This is a genomic window from Christiangramia flava JLT2011 (genome assembly GCF_001951155.1).
In the GTDB taxonomy this organism is placed as follows: Bacteria; Bacteroidota; Bacteroidia; order Flavobacteriales; family Flavobacteriaceae; genus Christiangramia; species Christiangramia flava.
Genome location: NZ_CP016359.1, coordinates 1473218 through 1488048, shown reverse-complemented (window position 1 = coordinate 1488048; position 14831 = coordinate 1473218). Strand labels below are relative to the sequence as shown.

General features: G+C 43.1%; 13 protein-coding genes. 7 read left to right on the top strand and 6 right to left on the bottom strand.

What is annotated here, in order from left to right; all coding sequences use genetic code 11:
* The first annotated feature begins 123 nt into the window (after nt 1-123).
* The 7 genes from gdhA (at nt 124) to GRFL_RS06300 (ending at nt 9937) form a co-directional block, all read left to right on the top strand.
* The gene (gdhA, locus tag GRFL_RS06330; protein WP_083643812.1) at nt 124-1467 is read left to right on the top strand and encodes an NADP-specific glutamate dehydrogenase; all 1344 of its coding nucleotides are present in this window, start codon (nt 124-126) and stop codon (nt 1465-1467) included.
* Between the two features lie 72 nt (nt 1468-1539).
* A complete protein-coding gene (recO, locus tag GRFL_RS06325) occupies nt 1540-2259 on the top strand; it encodes a DNA repair protein RecO (protein WP_083643811.1) in 720 nt (239 codons plus the stop codon).
* The gene (locus tag GRFL_RS06320) at nt 2259-4652 is read left to right on the top strand and encodes a TonB-dependent receptor plug domain-containing protein (protein ID WP_083643810.1); all 2394 of its coding nucleotides are present in this window, start codon (nt 2259-2261) and stop codon (nt 4650-4652) included. The genes recO and GRFL_RS06320 overlap by 1 nt, the downstream gene beginning before the upstream one ends.
* Nucleotides 4653-4789: 137 nt before the next feature.
* The gene (gene ileS / locus GRFL_RS06315) at nt 4790-8194 is read left to right on the top strand and encodes an isoleucine--tRNA ligase (RefSeq protein ID WP_083643809.1); all 3405 of its coding nucleotides are present in this window, start codon (nt 4790-4792) and stop codon (nt 8192-8194) included.
* A 4-nt stretch (nt 8195-8198) separates the two neighbouring features.
* Nucleotides 8199-8582, top strand: coding sequence for a TraR/DksA family transcriptional regulator (locus GRFL_RS06310; RefSeq protein WP_083643808.1), 384 nt, complete (start codon nt 8199-8201; stop codon nt 8580-8582).
* A gap of 67 nt (nt 8583-8649) precedes the next feature.
* On the top strand, nt 8650-9279 hold the full coding sequence (locus tag GRFL_RS06305; RefSeq protein WP_083643807.1) for a hypothetical protein: 630 nt from the start codon (nt 8650-8652) through the stop codon (nt 9277-9279).
* 40 nt (nt 9280-9319) lie between these two features.
* Nucleotides 9320-9937, top strand: a complete 618-nt coding sequence (locus GRFL_RS06300) for a lipoprotein signal peptidase (RefSeq protein WP_083643806.1) — start codon at nt 9320-9322, stop codon at nt 9935-9937.
* On the opposite strand, the gene GRFL_RS06295 is transcribed toward GRFL_RS06300, so the two are convergent.
* The 6 genes from GRFL_RS06295 to GRFL_RS06270 are packed head-to-tail and all read right to left on the bottom strand — an operon-like array spanning nt 9934 to nt 14722.
* On the bottom strand, nt 9934-10350 hold the full coding sequence (locus tag GRFL_RS06295) for a response regulator (RefSeq protein WP_083643805.1): 417 nt from the start codon (nt 10348-10350) through the stop codon (nt 9934-9936). The two genes, GRFL_RS06300 and GRFL_RS06295, sit on opposite strands and share 4 nt — an antisense overlap.
* 10 nt (nt 10351-10360) lie before the next feature.
* Nucleotides 10361-11815: a PAS domain-containing sensor histidine kinase gene (locus tag GRFL_RS06290; protein ID WP_083643804.1), complete on the bottom strand. Its 1455-nt coding sequence runs from the start codon at nt 11813-11815 to the stop codon at nt 10361-10363.
* 55 nt (nt 11816-11870) lie between these two features.
* Entirely contained in the window at nt 11871-12440 is a 570-nt protein-coding gene (locus GRFL_RS06285; RefSeq protein ID WP_083643803.1) for a 5-formyltetrahydrofolate cyclo-ligase, read from the bottom strand.
* Nucleotides 12427-13425, bottom strand: coding sequence for a succinylglutamate desuccinylase/aspartoacylase family protein (locus GRFL_RS06280; RefSeq protein WP_083643802.1), 999 nt, complete (start codon nt 13423-13425; stop codon nt 12427-12429). Before GRFL_RS06280 ends, GRFL_RS06285 begins: the two co-directional genes overlap by 14 nt.
* A 3-nt stretch (nt 13426-13428) precedes the next feature.
* Nucleotides 13429-14301 (bottom strand): 30S ribosomal protein S6--L-glutamate ligase, encoded by an 873-nt coding sequence (rimK, locus tag GRFL_RS06275; protein ID WP_083643801.1) that lies wholly within the window; start codon nt 14299-14301, stop codon nt 13429-13431.
* Nucleotides 14273-14722, bottom strand: coding sequence for an ATP-dependent zinc protease family protein (locus GRFL_RS06270; protein WP_083643800.1), 450 nt, complete (start codon nt 14720-14722; stop codon nt 14273-14275). The genes rimK and GRFL_RS06270 overlap by 29 nt, the downstream gene beginning before the upstream one ends.
* Between the last annotated feature and the right edge of the window lie 109 nt (nt 14723-14831).

Genomic DNA, 14831 nt, shown 5'->3' with positions numbered 1-14831 from the left:
CTCAGGATTAAAAGTTAATTTTATATGAAAAAGTGAAATGAAACTTTTAATCATTAAAGAATATCTATATTTGCACGGTAAAATAGACCTATTTTTTATAAATATTTAATTGCTTCGGTCGTTATGGATAAAAATGTCAAAAATTTCCTTGATAAGGTTTCTGCAAGAAACTCTAATGAGCCTGAATTTATGCAGGCTGTTCATGAAGTAGCAGAAACGATCATTCCTTTTATCGAAAAAAATAAAAAATACCAGAATAAAATGCTCCTGGAGCGCATGGTAGAGCCAGAAAGAGTGGTGATGTTCCGTGTGTCGTGGCTGGATGACGAAGGTAACATCCAGGTGAACCGTGGTTTCCGAATCCAGATGAACTCTGCGATTGGACCTTACAAAGGTGGTTTGAGATTCCACCCATCGGTTAACCTTAGTATTTTGAAATTCCTTGCTTTCGAGCAGGTTTTCAAAAACAGTTTGACCACGCTTCCCATGGGAGGTGGTAAAGGTGGATCTGACTTTGATCCTAAAGGAAAGTCAGATAACGAAGTGATGAAGTTCTGCCAGAGCTTTATGACCGAATTGTACCGCCATATTGGTGCTGATACCGATGTGCCTGCGGGAGATATTGGTGTTGGAGGTAGAGAAGTTGGGTACCTTTTTGGACAGTACAAAAGAATCCAGAATGAATTTACCGGGATCTTGACCGGTAAAGGTCGTTCTTATGGAGGTTCTTTAATGCGCCCTGAAGCTACCGGTTACGGTAACGTATATTTCGCTCAGAACATGCTGAAGACCAAAGGTGAAAAACTGGAAGGTAAAACAGTGGTCATTTCAGGTTCTGGTAATGTTGCGCAGTTTGCTGCTGAAAAAGCGATCCAGCTTGGAGCAAAAGTGGTGACCATGTCAGATTCTGGCGGGTATATCTATGATGCTGATGGAATTACTGAAGAAAAACTCCAGTTCATCATGGAATTGAAGAACGAAAAGCGTGGAAGAATTAAGGAATACTTAGAGGAGTATTCTTCAGCTAAATACCATGAAGGAAAAACTCCATGGGCCGAGAAATGTGATATCGCCCTGCCTTGTGCCACTCAGAACGAACTGCAGGAAGAAGACGCGAAAACATTGGTGAAGAACGGATGTATGTGTGTGGGTGAAGGTGCGAACATGCCTTGTACTCCGGAAGCGGTACAGGTTTTCCATGAAAACAAGATCTTGTTTTCTCCAGGAAAAGCTTCAAATGCAGGTGGTGTAGCAACATCAGGTCTTGAAATGTCTCAGAACTCTTTGAGATACAGCTGGACTTCCGAAGAAGTGGATAAAAAACTTCATGAGATCATGAACGATATTCATGAAAAATGTGTGGAATACGGTACTGGTGAAGACGGATATGTAGACTATGTAAAAGGTGCGAACATAGCCGGTTTCGTAAAGGTTGCCGATGCGATGCTTGCACAGGGTCTGGTATAATTCCAGATTTTCAAAATAAGATAAGCCGTTCGAAAGAGCGGCTTTTTTTATAAATTCACGCCAAATCCAGCGATGCTCGTCACCACCAATGCCATAGTTGTTAGCGCCCTGAAATACGGAGAGGCCGATCTTATTGCGAAAATTTACACACTTTCGCACGGGCTTCGCACCTTTATGCTGAAGGGCGTGCTGAAGTCTAAAAAAGGTAAATTTCGGGCTTCTATGTTTCAGCCGCTTACCAGGCTGGAAATCGTTTTCAATCATCGTGACACGGGGAAAATGGAATATCTGAGGGACGCGAAAGTGCGCGAGATGTATGTGGAACTGCACCTGAATCCCATCAAATCCAGCCTGGTCATGTTCCTGGCAGAAATGCTGAAAAACACCATCCACGAGGAAGAAGAAGATCCGCTATTATTCGAGTACCTGGAAAACAGTTTCCATTTTTTGGATCAGGCTTCTAAATTTGCCAATTTTCACCTGTTTTTCCTGTTGAATCTAAGCCGTTACCTGGGATTTTTGCCGGAAAGAACAGAGCAGGACCTGCCTGTTTTTGACCTGCTGGAAGGAGTTTTTCAAACAATTCCCACGAACGATTATTGCGTGGAAGGCAAAAATGTAACTCTTTTAAAGCAATTTCTGGAAGCAGATTTCTTTACCTTGCAGGGCTTAAAACTGAACCAGTCTTCGCGTAACGATTTCCTGAATATGCTGTTGCTGTATTACGAATTGCATATTGAAAATTTTAGGAAACCGAAATCGCTGAGCGTTCTCAATGAAATCTTTAGCTAATGCGAATAGGTGCTTTCCTGTTGTTCTTTTTCTGTTTAATAAAACTTTCTGCCCAGGAAGTTAAAGTTCTGGATAGCGATTCCAGGAAACCCTTGGCCGATGTGGCAATTTTCAATCAGGATCGCTCCACTTCTGCAATTACCGACACCCTTGGAATCGCCGATCTATCTTCGTTTTCTTCGGAAGAATTGCTGACCTTTTCCATCATCAGTCATGAAGACCTGTATCTTCGGAAGAAGGAAATTCTGAACAATACGGTGCTGCTGGAAGCTGATAATAATCAGTTAGACCAGGTAGTGCTTTCGGTTTCCAGGTTCAAACTGGATCGTGATGAGGTGCCTCAAAAAATTGTGAGCATTACTCCTTCCGAAGTGCAACTAGCAAGTCCGCAAACTTCAGCCGATCTTTTGGAAAGTACCGGCCAGGTTTATGTGCAGAAAAGTCAGCTGGGTGGAGGAAGCCCGATGATCCGCGGATTCTCGACCAATAGATTGCTCATAACGGTAGATGGCGTTCGTATGAATACCGCCATTTTCAGAAGCGGGAACCTTCAAAATGTGATTTCCATAGACCCGATGTTCCTAGATAAAGCCGAGGTTATTCTGGGGCCGGGATCTGTTGTGTATGGTAGTGATGCCGTTGGTGGCGTGATGAACTTTTATACCCTCCAGCCAAATTTCAGCTTTGATGGAAATACCAGTTTTTCGGGAAATATCTATACCAGATTTGCCACTGCCAATAATGAAAATACCGTTCATGCCGATCTAAATATTGGTCGGGAAAACTGGGCGTTCACTTCCGCAGTGACCTATTCCGATTTTGGCGACCTGAAAATGGGAAGTCACGGACCAGATGATTATCTAAGACCTGATTATGCGATTCGGGAAAATGGAGAGGATCTGATGGTTGAAAATGATGATCCGGAAGTGCAGAAGCCAACGGGATACAATCAGCTTAATTTGTTGCAGAAAGTAAAATACATGCCTGCTGATGACTGGGATCTTAGCCTTGGGCTGATCTATTCGGAGACTTCAGATTTTCCCAGGTATGATCGTTTATACAGAAAGCGTGATGGCATTCTGAGAGCAGCAGAGTGGTATTACGGGCCTCAAAAATGGTTCCTGGGAGATGTCAATATCAACCATCGCAGCACTTCAGATTTTTTTGATAAAGTACAGTTTACGGGAGCGTATCAGTTTTTTGCCGAAAGCCGGAACGATCGGGATTTTGGAAAACCAACTCTTTATTCTACGGAAGAAAATGTAGATGCTTATTCGGCTAACCTTGATTTTGAGAAGGAATGGGCAAATTCTAAATTCTTCTACGGCTTAGAATATGTTTTGAATAATGTGGCTTCTAACGGAAGTTTCAGAAATATTGAAACTAATGAAACCGGGGAAACCGCAAGCCGCTATCCGGATGGATCACAGTGGCAATCCATAGCTGTATATTTGGGCCATCAATGGCGCATAAGAGAAGACCTGTCATTGCAATCTGGACTTCGATATAATCATATTTTGGTAGACACGCGCTTTGACGATCGGTTTTATGATTTTCCATTCGAAACCGCCGATATTTCTACGGGAGCACTAACTGGAAGCCTCGGAATTAACTGGAAGCAGAGTGATTTCTTAAGGCTTCGTGCTGGAGCGTCAACCGCTTTCCGTGCACCGAATATTGATGATATCGGGAAGATCTTTGATTCCGAACCCGGATCGGTAGTTGTGCCGAACCCTGATCTAAAGCCAGAATATGCCTATAATGGCGAGATCGGTGCAGACCTTAATTTTAATGATTTTATCAGGCTGAATCTGACGGGTTACTATACCTACCTCGATAACGCCATGGTTCGAAGGGATTATAGTTTGAATGGTGAGACTGAAATTGATTATCAGGGAGAGCCAAGCCGCGTGCAGGCCATTCAGAATGCTGCTCATGCTTATGTTTACGGGATCGAAACCGGCCTGGAAGCCAATCTTTCAGTGGCACTTCGGTTAACTTCGCAATTCAGTTATACCTACGGAAGAGAAGATGAAGGCGGGGAATACGTTCCGCTGCGACATGCGGCACCGCTTTTCGGGAATACGCACCTGATCTGGAACAAACGAAAGCTGAAATTTGATCTTTTTGCCGAATATAATGGTCAGTTTAACTTTGAAGATCTTGCTCCCGGCGAACAGGACAAACCTTATTTATATGCTTTAGATTCAAATGGAAATCCGTATTCTCCTTCCTGGTATACGCTTAATCTGACAGGGCAGTATAAAATGACCAGTAACTGGTTGGCGACGGTATCCTTAGAAAATATTACAGATCAGCGTTACCGCACCTATTCTTCAGGAATTTCAGCTGCTGGCAGGAACCTGATCATCGGTTTGAATTATACTTTTTAAAATTTCGTTTCGAAAATATTAAGCTTCAATTAATTATCCTTGCGAATGCGACGGATAGAAGTATCATTTTACCGTTTTATAACCTACTCTTTTGTTAAAAATCATTATTTTCGCACATCATTTGAAAAAAGGATAGAATGAGCAAAAAGTTTCCTGAATATAAAGGACTTGACTTGCCAAAAGTGGCGGAGGAAATCTTAAGCTATTGGGAAGAGAATGAAATTTTCAAAAAAAGCATCACGACTCGTGAAGGCAAAGAGCCGTTTGTGTTCTTTGAAGGGCCGCCATCTGCCAATGGTTTGCCGGGAATTCACCACGTGATGGCTCGTGCAATCAAAGATATATTTTGCCGCTATAAAACTCAGAAAGGCTTTCAGGTAAAACGAAAAGCCGGGTGGGATACACATGGGCTTCCGGTAGAACTTGGAGTGGAGAAGGAGCTTGGTATTACGAAAGAGGATATCGGAAATAAGATCAGCATTGAAAAGTATAATGAAGCCTGTAAGAATGCAGTAATGCGTTATACCGATGTTTGGAATGACCTTACCCGAAAAATGGGTTATTGGGTAGATATGGAAGATCCATACATTACCTATAAGTCCAAATACATGGAAACGGTTTGGTGGTTGCTTTCTGAAATTTATCAGAAAGACCTGATCTATAAGGGTTATACCATTCAGCCATATTCACCTAAGGCTGGAACCGGTTTGAGTTCTCATGAGCTGAATCAGCCAGGAACATACCAGGATGTGACCGATACCACGGTAACGGCCATGTTTAAAACGAAAAAGGAAACGCTTCCGGAGTTTTTGAAATCTGAAGAAGATATTTTCTTTATCGCCTGGACAACAACTCCATGGACGCTTCCATCTAATACAGCTTTGACCGTTGGGCCGAAGATCGAATATGTAAAGGTTAGAACCTATAATCAATATACGTTTGAGCCGATCACTATCGTGGTGGCGAAAGATCTTGCTGCAAAACAATTCGATAAAAAATTCAGAAAAGTAGAGTCTGAAGAAGACTTGAAATCTTATACTGAAGGAGATAAAAAGATACCATTCCTGATTTCCGAAGAAAGCTTTGTGGGGAAAGAATTGGTGGGCATCGAATATGAGCAATTATTGCCATATGCCTTGCCGCATGATAACCCGGAAAATGCCTTCCGTGTTATTTCCGGAGATTTCGTAACCACTGAAGACGGTACCGGTATTGTTCATACTTCGCCAACGTTTGGTGCCGATGATGCCATGGTTGCCAAGCAGGCGATTCCGGAAGTTCCGCCGTTATTGGTTAAAGATGAAAACGGCAATTTGGTTCCGTTAGTAGATCTTCAGGGTAAATTTCGCCCGGAAATGGGAGAACATGCCGGCAAGTATGTGAAGAATGAATATTATGATGATGGTGAGGCTCCGGAAAAGTCGGTAGATGTAGAGCTGGCAATTAAATTAAAAGAAGAAAACAGGGCTTTTAAAGTTGAAAAATACGTTCACAGTTATCCGAACTGTTGGAGAACAGATAAGCCTATTTTATATTATCCATTGGATTCCTGGTTCATTAAGGTGACCGAATTCAAGGATCGGATGCATGAACTGAACAAAGGCATCAACTGGAAGCCAAAATCTACCGGGGAAGGTCGTTTTGGGAACTGGCTGGCAAATGCCAATGACTGGAACCTTAGCCGTAGCCGTTACTGGGGTATTCCGTTGCCGATCTGGAGAACAGAGGATGGGAAGGAAGTTAAGGTAATGGGCTCTGTAGCTCAGCTTCAGGAAGAGATGAAAAAATCGGTTGAAGCCGGTTTCATGAAGGAGAATATCTTTGCCGATTTTGACCCTGGAAATATGAGCGAAGAGAACTACGAAAAAGTAGATCTTCACAAAAATGTTGTGGACGAGATCACGCTGGTTTCCGATTCTGGAAAACCAATGAAGCGCGAGGCAGACCTGATCGACGTTTGGTTTGATTCCGGTTCCATGCCGTATTCTCAGTGGCACTATCCATTCGAGAATAAGGAAAAAGTAGACGATAAATGGCGAAAAGCCGATTTCATCGCGGAAGGTGTTGACCAGACGCGTGGATGGTTCTATACGCTTCACGCCATTGCCACGATGATCTTTGATGATGTGGCCTATAAAAATGTGGTTTCTAACGGACTCGTTTTAGACAAAAATGGTCAGAAAATGTCCAAACGTCTAGGAAACGCGGTAGATCCATTTGAAACGCTTTCGGTTTATGGGCCGGATGCGACACGCTGGTACATGATCTCGAATGCAAACCCCTGGGATAACCTGAAGTTTGATATTGAAGGGATCGGAGAAGTTCAGCGTAAGTTCTTCGGAACACTTTATAATACGTATTCTTTCTTTACGCTTTATGCCAATATCGATGAGTTTACCTATTCCGAAGATGATATTGCACTGGAAAAAAGACCGGAGATAGATCGCTGGATCCTCTCTGAATTACACACCCTTATCGAAAAAGTGGATAAGTTTTATGCCGATTATGAGCCAACCAGGGCGACGAGAGCGATTTCAGAATTTGTTCAGGAGAACCTTTCCAACTGGTATGTGCGCCTAAGCCGAAGAAGGTTCTGGAAAGGCGATTATGAAAAGGATAAGATTTCAGCTTATCAAACGCTGTATACCTGTTTAGAGACAGTTGCGAAACTGGGAGCTCCTGTTGCGCCATTCTATATGGACCAGTTGTTCAGGGATCTGAACGCTGCCACCGGAAAAGATTCAGCAGAATCGGTGCATACTGCTGATTTCCCGGTTTATAAACCAGAATTTGTTGATAAATCTTTGGAGGGCAAAATGGAAAAGGCACAGACCATTTCCTCGCTGGTACTTTCTCTTCGGAAGAAAGAGATGATCAAAGTACGCCAACCCTTGCAAAGAGTAATGATTCCGGTACTTGACGAAGCAGCAAGACAGGAAATCGAGGCGGTTGAAAACCTCATAAAATCAGAAGTTAACGTCAAGGAACTCGAGCTGATCGATGATGCTTCGGGTATTCTTGTCAAGCAGATAAAACCAAATTTCAGAGTTCTTGGCCCGAGATTTGGTAAGGATATGAAGCTGATTGTCAATAAGATAAATCAGTTTACTCCTGAAGACATCGCGAAGATGGAGCAGGAGGGGAACATCGAGGTTGACATTAATGGAAATTTAATTAATTTGTCGCTCGATGAAGTCGAGATCACTTCACAGGATATCGAAGGCTGGCTGGTAGCCAGCAGCGGTAGCCTAACGGTTGCTCTGGATGTGAGCATTAGCCCGGAACTCAAGAAGGAAGGTGTTGCCAGGGAACTGGTGAACAGGATTCAAAACCTTCGGAAAGATTCAGGTTATGAGGTAACCGATACTATAGATGTGACCCTACAAAAAGATGGTATTGTCGAGGATGCTGTCAACGAAAATATGAATTATATCAAAACAGAAACATTAACTGCAAGGCTCGAATTTGCAGAGGTGGTAGAGGAAGGAGCTGCTATTGAATTTGACGATATCGCCACCAAATTGTTTATAAAAAAGCACTAAAGCCATGTCAACAGATGTAAAAGAACGTTACAGCGATGCTGACCTTGCTGAATTCAAGGAGATCATCAAAAAGAAGATCGCAAAGGCTCAGGAGCAGTTGGAAATCTATCAAACTGCCTACAAAAACGATGGTAACAACGGGACCGATGACACGTCGCCTACTTTCAAAGCCTTTGAAGAAGGTAGCGAAACGATGAGCAAAGAAGCGAATTCTCAGCTGGCAATTCGCCAGGAAAAATTCATCAGGGACCTGAAAAACGCACTGATGCGCATCGAGAACAAAACCTACGGAGTTTGCCGCGTAACCGGGAAACTGATCAACAAGGAAAGGTTGAAACTCGTGCCTCACGCTACACTAAGTATTGAAGCTAAAAATATGCAACGATAATTCGGAACATATTTTGATCATATTTAAGCCCTCCGCAATAGAGGGCTTTTTTAATGAAGATGGAAGAATGAACAGTTTGAGAATAGGGATAGCAGTGGCTTTTTTAATGTTTGGTGTGGTGGCCATCGCCCAGAAGGACACGCGCCAGAGCATCGATGCCCAGGCTGTAGAGCGCCTGGTCATTCATACTGATGAGGTTTTCAGGATCAGTCTTCATGCCGAAAAAACCAGCCAGATCAGTATCAATACCCATTCTGAAGGGGAATATTTTGATAATATTCTGCTGCAGTCAGAATTGGCAAACGGCACGCTGCAATTGGTTACAGAGTATCCCGAGCGCCTGGCCGGCGGATTTGACAAACTGAGTGCCCACAAGGTTTTCTCGCTCGAAATAGACCTGGTGATCCCTGAAAATCTCGAAGTGGAAATTCGCTCCAATATCGCATCAGTCATAGCTGACGGGAGTTTTTTAAGCCTGTTCGCCGATCTCAATCAGGGATACTGTAAGCTTCAGAATTTTACGGGCAGCGCCGTGGTCAACACCTTCCGTGGAAATATCGAGGTGGAGACAACAGGCGGAATAGTGGAAGCCACCAGTCGTCACGGCCAGGTAGAAATTCCAGATTTTATGACCGGTCGTAATCCGTTAAAACTTACCTCGATAGATGGGAACATTCGCGTGGTAAAAACTAAATAATATTAGTATTTTTGAGCCGTTTTGGACCTAAACCATATAAATGTCACTTAAAAAAGCCGGATTCATCATTGTCCTGATCTTATTAATCGATCAGGTTTCCAAGATTTACATAAAAACGCATTTTGCCCTTGGCAACGAAGTAGAGGTTTTTGACTGGTTCAGGATCCTGTTCGTGGAAAATGAAGGCATGGCCTGGGGAACCAAGATACCGGGACAGTACGGCAAGCTGGCACTCACACTTTTCAGGCTCGTGGCGATCATGGGGATTGGATACTGGCTGTGGGATTCGGTTAAAAAAGAGGGTTCTAAAACGTTGATTCTCTCTGTGGCGTTGATCTTCGCAGGTGCCTTCGGAAATATTATAGATTCTGTTTTCTACGGAATCCTCTTCAGTGACAGTTACGGACATATAGCCGAGTTTTTACCGGAAGCTGGCGGCTACGGAACTTTATTCCATGGAAAAGTGGTAGACATGCTTTATTTCCCGATCTGGAAAGGTTATCTGCCTTCCTGGATCCCGATTTGGGGTGGGGAGTATTTTACCTTTTTTGAGCCTGTTTTCAATATAGCCGATTCGGCCATCAGTGTTGGTGTGGCCATCCTGTTGATCTTCAATAAAAAAGCATTCCCGAAGAATGCTGAAGAACAGGAAGCTTAGGCAGCGGTCTTTTCAAAAATCTTTTCGAACTTCTTCAACTCGATAGGCTTGATAAGATAATCGGTCACCAAATTGAATGATTTGGCGCGTTCCAGATCACGAGGATCAATAGAAGAGCTCACCACGTATAATGTGATCTTTTTGTTCAAATGATTTTTGATCTTGATGAATTCGTTCAGGAATTCCCAACCATCCATTACCGGCATATTCAAATCCAGGAAAATGATGTCCGGAAGTTTTTCTTCGTCTGTCGCGCCTTCCATCGTGTCTTTGAAATAGTCCAACGCTTCTTTCCCGTTCTTGTAAACCAGAAGGTTTTCAGAGAGTTTTTTGATCTCGATGATTTTCTTGACGAGGTTGACGTATATTTTGTCATCATCGATGATACACGCCAGTTCTACTTTCTGCCCCATAAAAATAGATCTAGAATTTTATTTTAAAGGTGGTTCCAATATCTATGGTACTGCTTACCGATATGGTTCCGCCCAATGCTTCAACCTGATTTTTTGTTATGAATAGCCCGATACCTTTGGCTTCCGGATTGTTTTGATGGAAGGTTTTGTACATCCCAAACATCTTGTCTCCATATTCCTCCAAATCGATCCCCATTCCGTTGTCACTTATCTCCAGATATTCTTTTTCGTTCTCGATATAAGTCTGAATAAAGATCACCGGTTTACGTCCCGGCTGCCTGTATCTGATGGCATTCGTGATTAAATTTAGTAAAATACTTTCAAGATATTCAGGAACGTAGCGAATTTCTTTCAACTCTTGAAATTCAGCGACGATTTTTGCATTTTCTCGATTAATTAACGAAGAAATCGAAGCCAAAACGATTTCGAGAGCCTCTTCAAACTTAATCCATACTCTTTCTTTTCGCAAGGAAGTTTGGATACTTACAATATCATTCAGTCTGGAAATTGCGGTATCAAGGTTGCCTGAAATATCTTCCACATTTGCCAGGAGATCCAGCTTGTCTTTATCTGATTTTGCTTCGCCAAGCAATTCCACGATCAGGCTTAAATTGCTGCTATGTGAACGAAGATGATGGGAAACGATATGCGCGAAATTGAAAAGGCGGGAATTCTGACTTGCAATAATGTCCAGAGAGTTCTGCAAATTCAATTCGTTATTCTTGTTTTCATCGATATTCTGTATCACCCCACGAATCCCCACGATCTGCTGTTCGTCATTATAAACCGGTTTTCCGGTAAGGCCAACCCAAAACTCGCGATGCTGAAAAGAGACCATTTTCAATTCGAGTTTGAAAGGGATCCCGTAATTCTCGCATTTATCAAAAGCATTGTGCATGCGGGAATGATGTTCCTGAGCGTAAAATTTCAGGTGATCGTCGTAGCGGGGCTGGAAATCACGAGGACAGTCGAGAATCTTTTTCGAAACATCGTCCCAGTAGATATTCTTGGTAATTGTATCGATATACCATCCACCGGTAGAAGTCATCTCTGCAGTTTCGCGATAATAGAAGAAATTCTCTTCAATGGTATACTGGTCGCGCTTGGACTGGTGAATGTTCACAAAGAGCAGCACAGCGGTTTCCTTAAAGTTCTGACCCTTAGACCTCAGGTTCTTGCATTCGAACCAGCGATATTTACCATTGGCCAGTTTCAGTTTGATCTCAAAACTGAAGGGTTCATTTTTCTTCAGCAACTCTTCGAAATGTATACGGAAGTCGTACCGGTAATCGGCATGCAGGATCTGGTTGATGAAGAATTCAAACCGGTCTTCCCGGATCTCGGGATTTCCTACCAGCGCGTTAAAATGCTCAGACCAGGTTATTTCCTTCGAGAACAAATTCACCTTCCAGTAGGCGATATCAAAATCTTCCAGAATGCTATTTAACTGCAGGTCACTGAGCATCGAAGTGATTTATGGGTTAAAAATAACTGAATAAGCTTACCAATACAAAAATTATTTAGTTGCTGAATTTATAGGTCTTAGACGGTGTAATACAATAATTTAAAGGAATATCGCTGCTGAAAACATCCCTGATTTCTGGCACGGCTTCGAAAAAGGAAAGCCCAATTTTGAGTACGTCTGGCCGGCATTTGGCTAAAAAACGATCATAAAATCCCTTTCCATAGCCTACGCGGTGACCATTTTCATCGAATGCCAGCAAAGGGATGAATACAACTTCTATCTTATCATGTGAAATTTCGATGCCATCCTGCGGTTCCGGAATATTCCACCGGTTTTTTTTGATTTTAGTTTGATCTGTAAGCAAATAATTGACCATTCCGCCGGTTTTAGGTTCCGACTTCGGGATCACTACGTGTTTGTCTTTCCCCTGGATAATATGCAGTAAAAATTCGGTATCAACCTCTTTTTGTTCGGCAATACTCAGAAAAAGATGGTAAAATTCGGCATTCCAGATAGGAAGTTCCAGGGCCTTATTGGCAATTTCGAGGCTATATTCTTCAATTTCTTCGGAAGATAATTTCAGCCGAAGGGCTTTATACTGCTTGCGGATTTCAGTCTTCGTCATGCGCCTCTTCTGTTTTAGCCGGTAAGCTGATATGGAAAATCGCATCTCCCTGGTACACGATAGGAGATTCGTTCACATTGATGATATAGCCGGAATTTCCCGCTTTGATCTTGTGTCGAAATTTTCCGTAGGGATCGGTAATGGTAGCGATATATTCTCCTTTTTCGACGTGTTTTCCACAGGGAATTTTAATATGCAGGAGACCACTGTATTTGGCGCGCATCCAGGTCGTGTGCTCGATCACCACGGTTTCCTGGTGCACATCCGGATAGTCGAATTTGTTGCTCAGCATATCCAGGTGGCTCAGAATTCGCATCGCGCCTTCCACTCCAACTTTTGCCACCTCTTTATTGCTGTCCTGGGATTTTCCACCTTCAAAAAGGAGAACGGGAATTCCCAGTTTGGAGCAGGTTTCGCGGTAGGATTTTGTAATTGTTTTGGAATGGATGGTAAATGGTGCATTGAAGATTCTGGCGTATTTCAGGCTTTGTTCGTCACCTTTCTTGACCCTGATTTGCGGAGCGTTGAACCTTGCTGCCCCGCCAGTATGGAAATCCAGGCAGAAATCGGCGATAGGCAGGATTTTCTTTACGAACTGGTAAGCGAATCTACTGGCCAGGGAGCCGTGTTTGGTACCAGGAAATACGCGGTTCAGGTCACGACCGTCCGGGAATTCCCGGGTCATATTCAGGAAGCCGAAAATATTTACAATGGGAATACAAATGATGGTCCCAATACGTGGTTTATTAATGCCTTTTGAAATAATTTGCCTGATGATCTCTACACCGTTGATCTCATCGCCGTGGATGCCGGCTGTTAAAAGCACTACGGGGCCGGGTTTTTTAGAACGCTCGATGATGACGGGGACCTCTACAGATGTAGTGGTGTAGAGCTTGGCCATATTGAAGTTAATGGTGGCTCCTTTTCCGGGCATCACTTTTTCACCCAGGATCTCAAGAACATTGTTCTTGTCTATTTTGGGCATAGGCTACATGTTTCGTTCAATATATCTGATAATAGATTTGGCGATGTCTTTCCCGGTTGCCTGTTCAATTCCTTCCAGTCCAGGAGAACTGTTTACCTCCAGGATCAGCGGTCCGCGACTACTCTGAAGCATATCCACACCGGCAACTCCAAGAGCCATAGCTTTTGCAGCTTTAATGGCAGCGTTTTCTTCCTCATCACTTAACTGGATCACTTCAGCGGTTCCTCCTCGGTGAAGGTTGGAGCGGAATTCCCCTTCTTTTCCCTGTCTTTTCATGGCGCCAACCACCTGCCCGTCAACGACGAACGCCCGAATATCGGCTCCGCCGGCTTCTTTGATGAACTCCTGTACGATCACACGGGCCTGTAAACCGTTAAAAGCTTCGATAACCGATTCTGCTGCACTTTGAGTTTCGGCCAAAACAACGCCAAGACCCTGTGTTCCTTCGAGTAATTTGATAATGACCGGTGCTCCGCCAACATGATCGATGATCTTGGTCACATCTTTGGAATAATTAGTGAAAATAGTCTTCGGAAGACCCAGTCTTGCGCGTGATAATATCTGCAGACTTCTGAGTTTGTCCCGGCTTCTCACCAGCGCCTGAGATTCAGTAGTCGTGAAGGTTCCCATCATTTCGAATTGGCGTACCACGGCCGTTCCGTAGAATGTGATGGACGCCCCGATTCTTGGAATTACGGCATCGGTATCATCCAGAAACTGATTTTTATAATAAATGGAAGGTTTTCTTTTTTCAATAACGAGGTCACACTTGGTAGGATCGATCACCTCTACGTCATGATTTCTTTTCCTGGCGGCCTCGACCAGTCTTTTGGTAGAATACAGGCGGCTATTTCGTGATAGAATTCGAATCTTCATTTAATTTCTTCTTGAAAGACACATCGGTAAGTTCCGTGTCTACGATGAATTTTTTGGTTAAAAATTTTCTGCCAATCAGGACAGGATATCTCATTTCCTGGCGGTCTGAAAGGGTTAGTGAGATTTTATATTTTTTACCGAACAGCCTGATATTAGACTGGATCTGGTATCTTTTCTGGATAATCCCGTTACTGCTTCTCACAAAGGCAGTGTCAAAATCAGTAAAAACAAAATGCTTCCCGTTGTAATGGGGATGTTCTTCATCAAAGAAGGTGCAATGCAATTCGTTTCCTTTTTCTTCAATATTCTCGCAATGTATTGAGGAAGTGTATGCTCCGGTATCGATCTTCACAGCGATATCGTTTAGATTCAGAGCAGGGAAGTCAGCTTTGTCAAACCTGCCAATAACGAGCTTCTCCATAGTGCAATATACTAAAATGCCATAAATTTTTGGGCTTTGCCGGCAGATGCAAAGATTTGGTAAAATTTTAAATGATTGGAAAATCTTTTGAATTTTTTAGGGTTTATAG

Excerpts from the sequence above, each read along its gene's own strand:
- GRFL_RS06295 (WP_083643805.1), bottom strand. The coding sequence starts at position 10,350 with ATGGGGCAGAAAGTAGAACTGGCGTGTATCATCGATGATGACAAAATA.
- GRFL_RS06305 (WP_083643807.1), top strand. The coding sequence starts at position 8,650 with ATGAACAGTTTGAGAATAGGGATAGCAGTGGCTTTTTTAATGTTTGGT.
- GRFL_RS06280 (WP_083643802.1), bottom strand. The coding sequence starts at position 13,425 with ATGCCCAAAATAGACAAGAACAATGTTCTTGAGATCCTGGGTGAAAAA.
- GRFL_RS06300 (WP_083643806.1), top strand. The coding sequence starts at position 9,320 with ATGTCACTTAAAAAAGCCGGATTCATCATTGTCCTGATCTTATTAATC.
- GRFL_RS06310 (WP_083643808.1), top strand. The coding sequence starts at position 8,199 with ATGTCAACAGATGTAAAAGAACGTTACAGCGATGCTGACCTTGCTGAA.
- GRFL_RS06285 (WP_083643803.1), bottom strand. The coding sequence starts at position 12,440 with ATGACGAAGACTGAAATCCGCAAGCAGTATAAAGCCCTTCGGCTGAAA.
- gdhA (WP_083643812.1), top strand. The coding sequence starts at position 124 with ATGGATAAAAATGTCAAAAATTTCCTTGATAAGGTTTCTGCAAGAAAC.
- ileS (WP_083643809.1), top strand. The coding sequence starts at position 4,790 with ATGAGCAAAAAGTTTCCTGAATATAAAGGACTTGACTTGCCAAAAGTG.
- GRFL_RS06270 (WP_083643800.1), bottom strand. The coding sequence starts at position 14,722 with ATGGAGAAGCTCGTTATTGGCAGGTTTGACAAAGCTGACTTCCCTGCT.
- GRFL_RS06320 (WP_083643810.1), top strand. The coding sequence starts at position 2,259 with ATGCGAATAGGTGCTTTCCTGTTGTTCTTTTTCTGTTTAATAAAACTT.
- recO (WP_083643811.1), top strand. The coding sequence starts at position 1,540 with ATGCTCGTCACCACCAATGCCATAGTTGTTAGCGCCCTGAAATACGGA.
- GRFL_RS06290 (WP_083643804.1), bottom strand. The coding sequence starts at position 11,815 with ATGCTCAGTGACCTGCAGTTAAATAGCATTCTGGAAGATTTTGATATC.
- rimK (WP_083643801.1), bottom strand. The coding sequence starts at position 14,301 with ATGAAGATTCGAATTCTATCACGAAATAGCCGCCTGTATTCTACCAAA.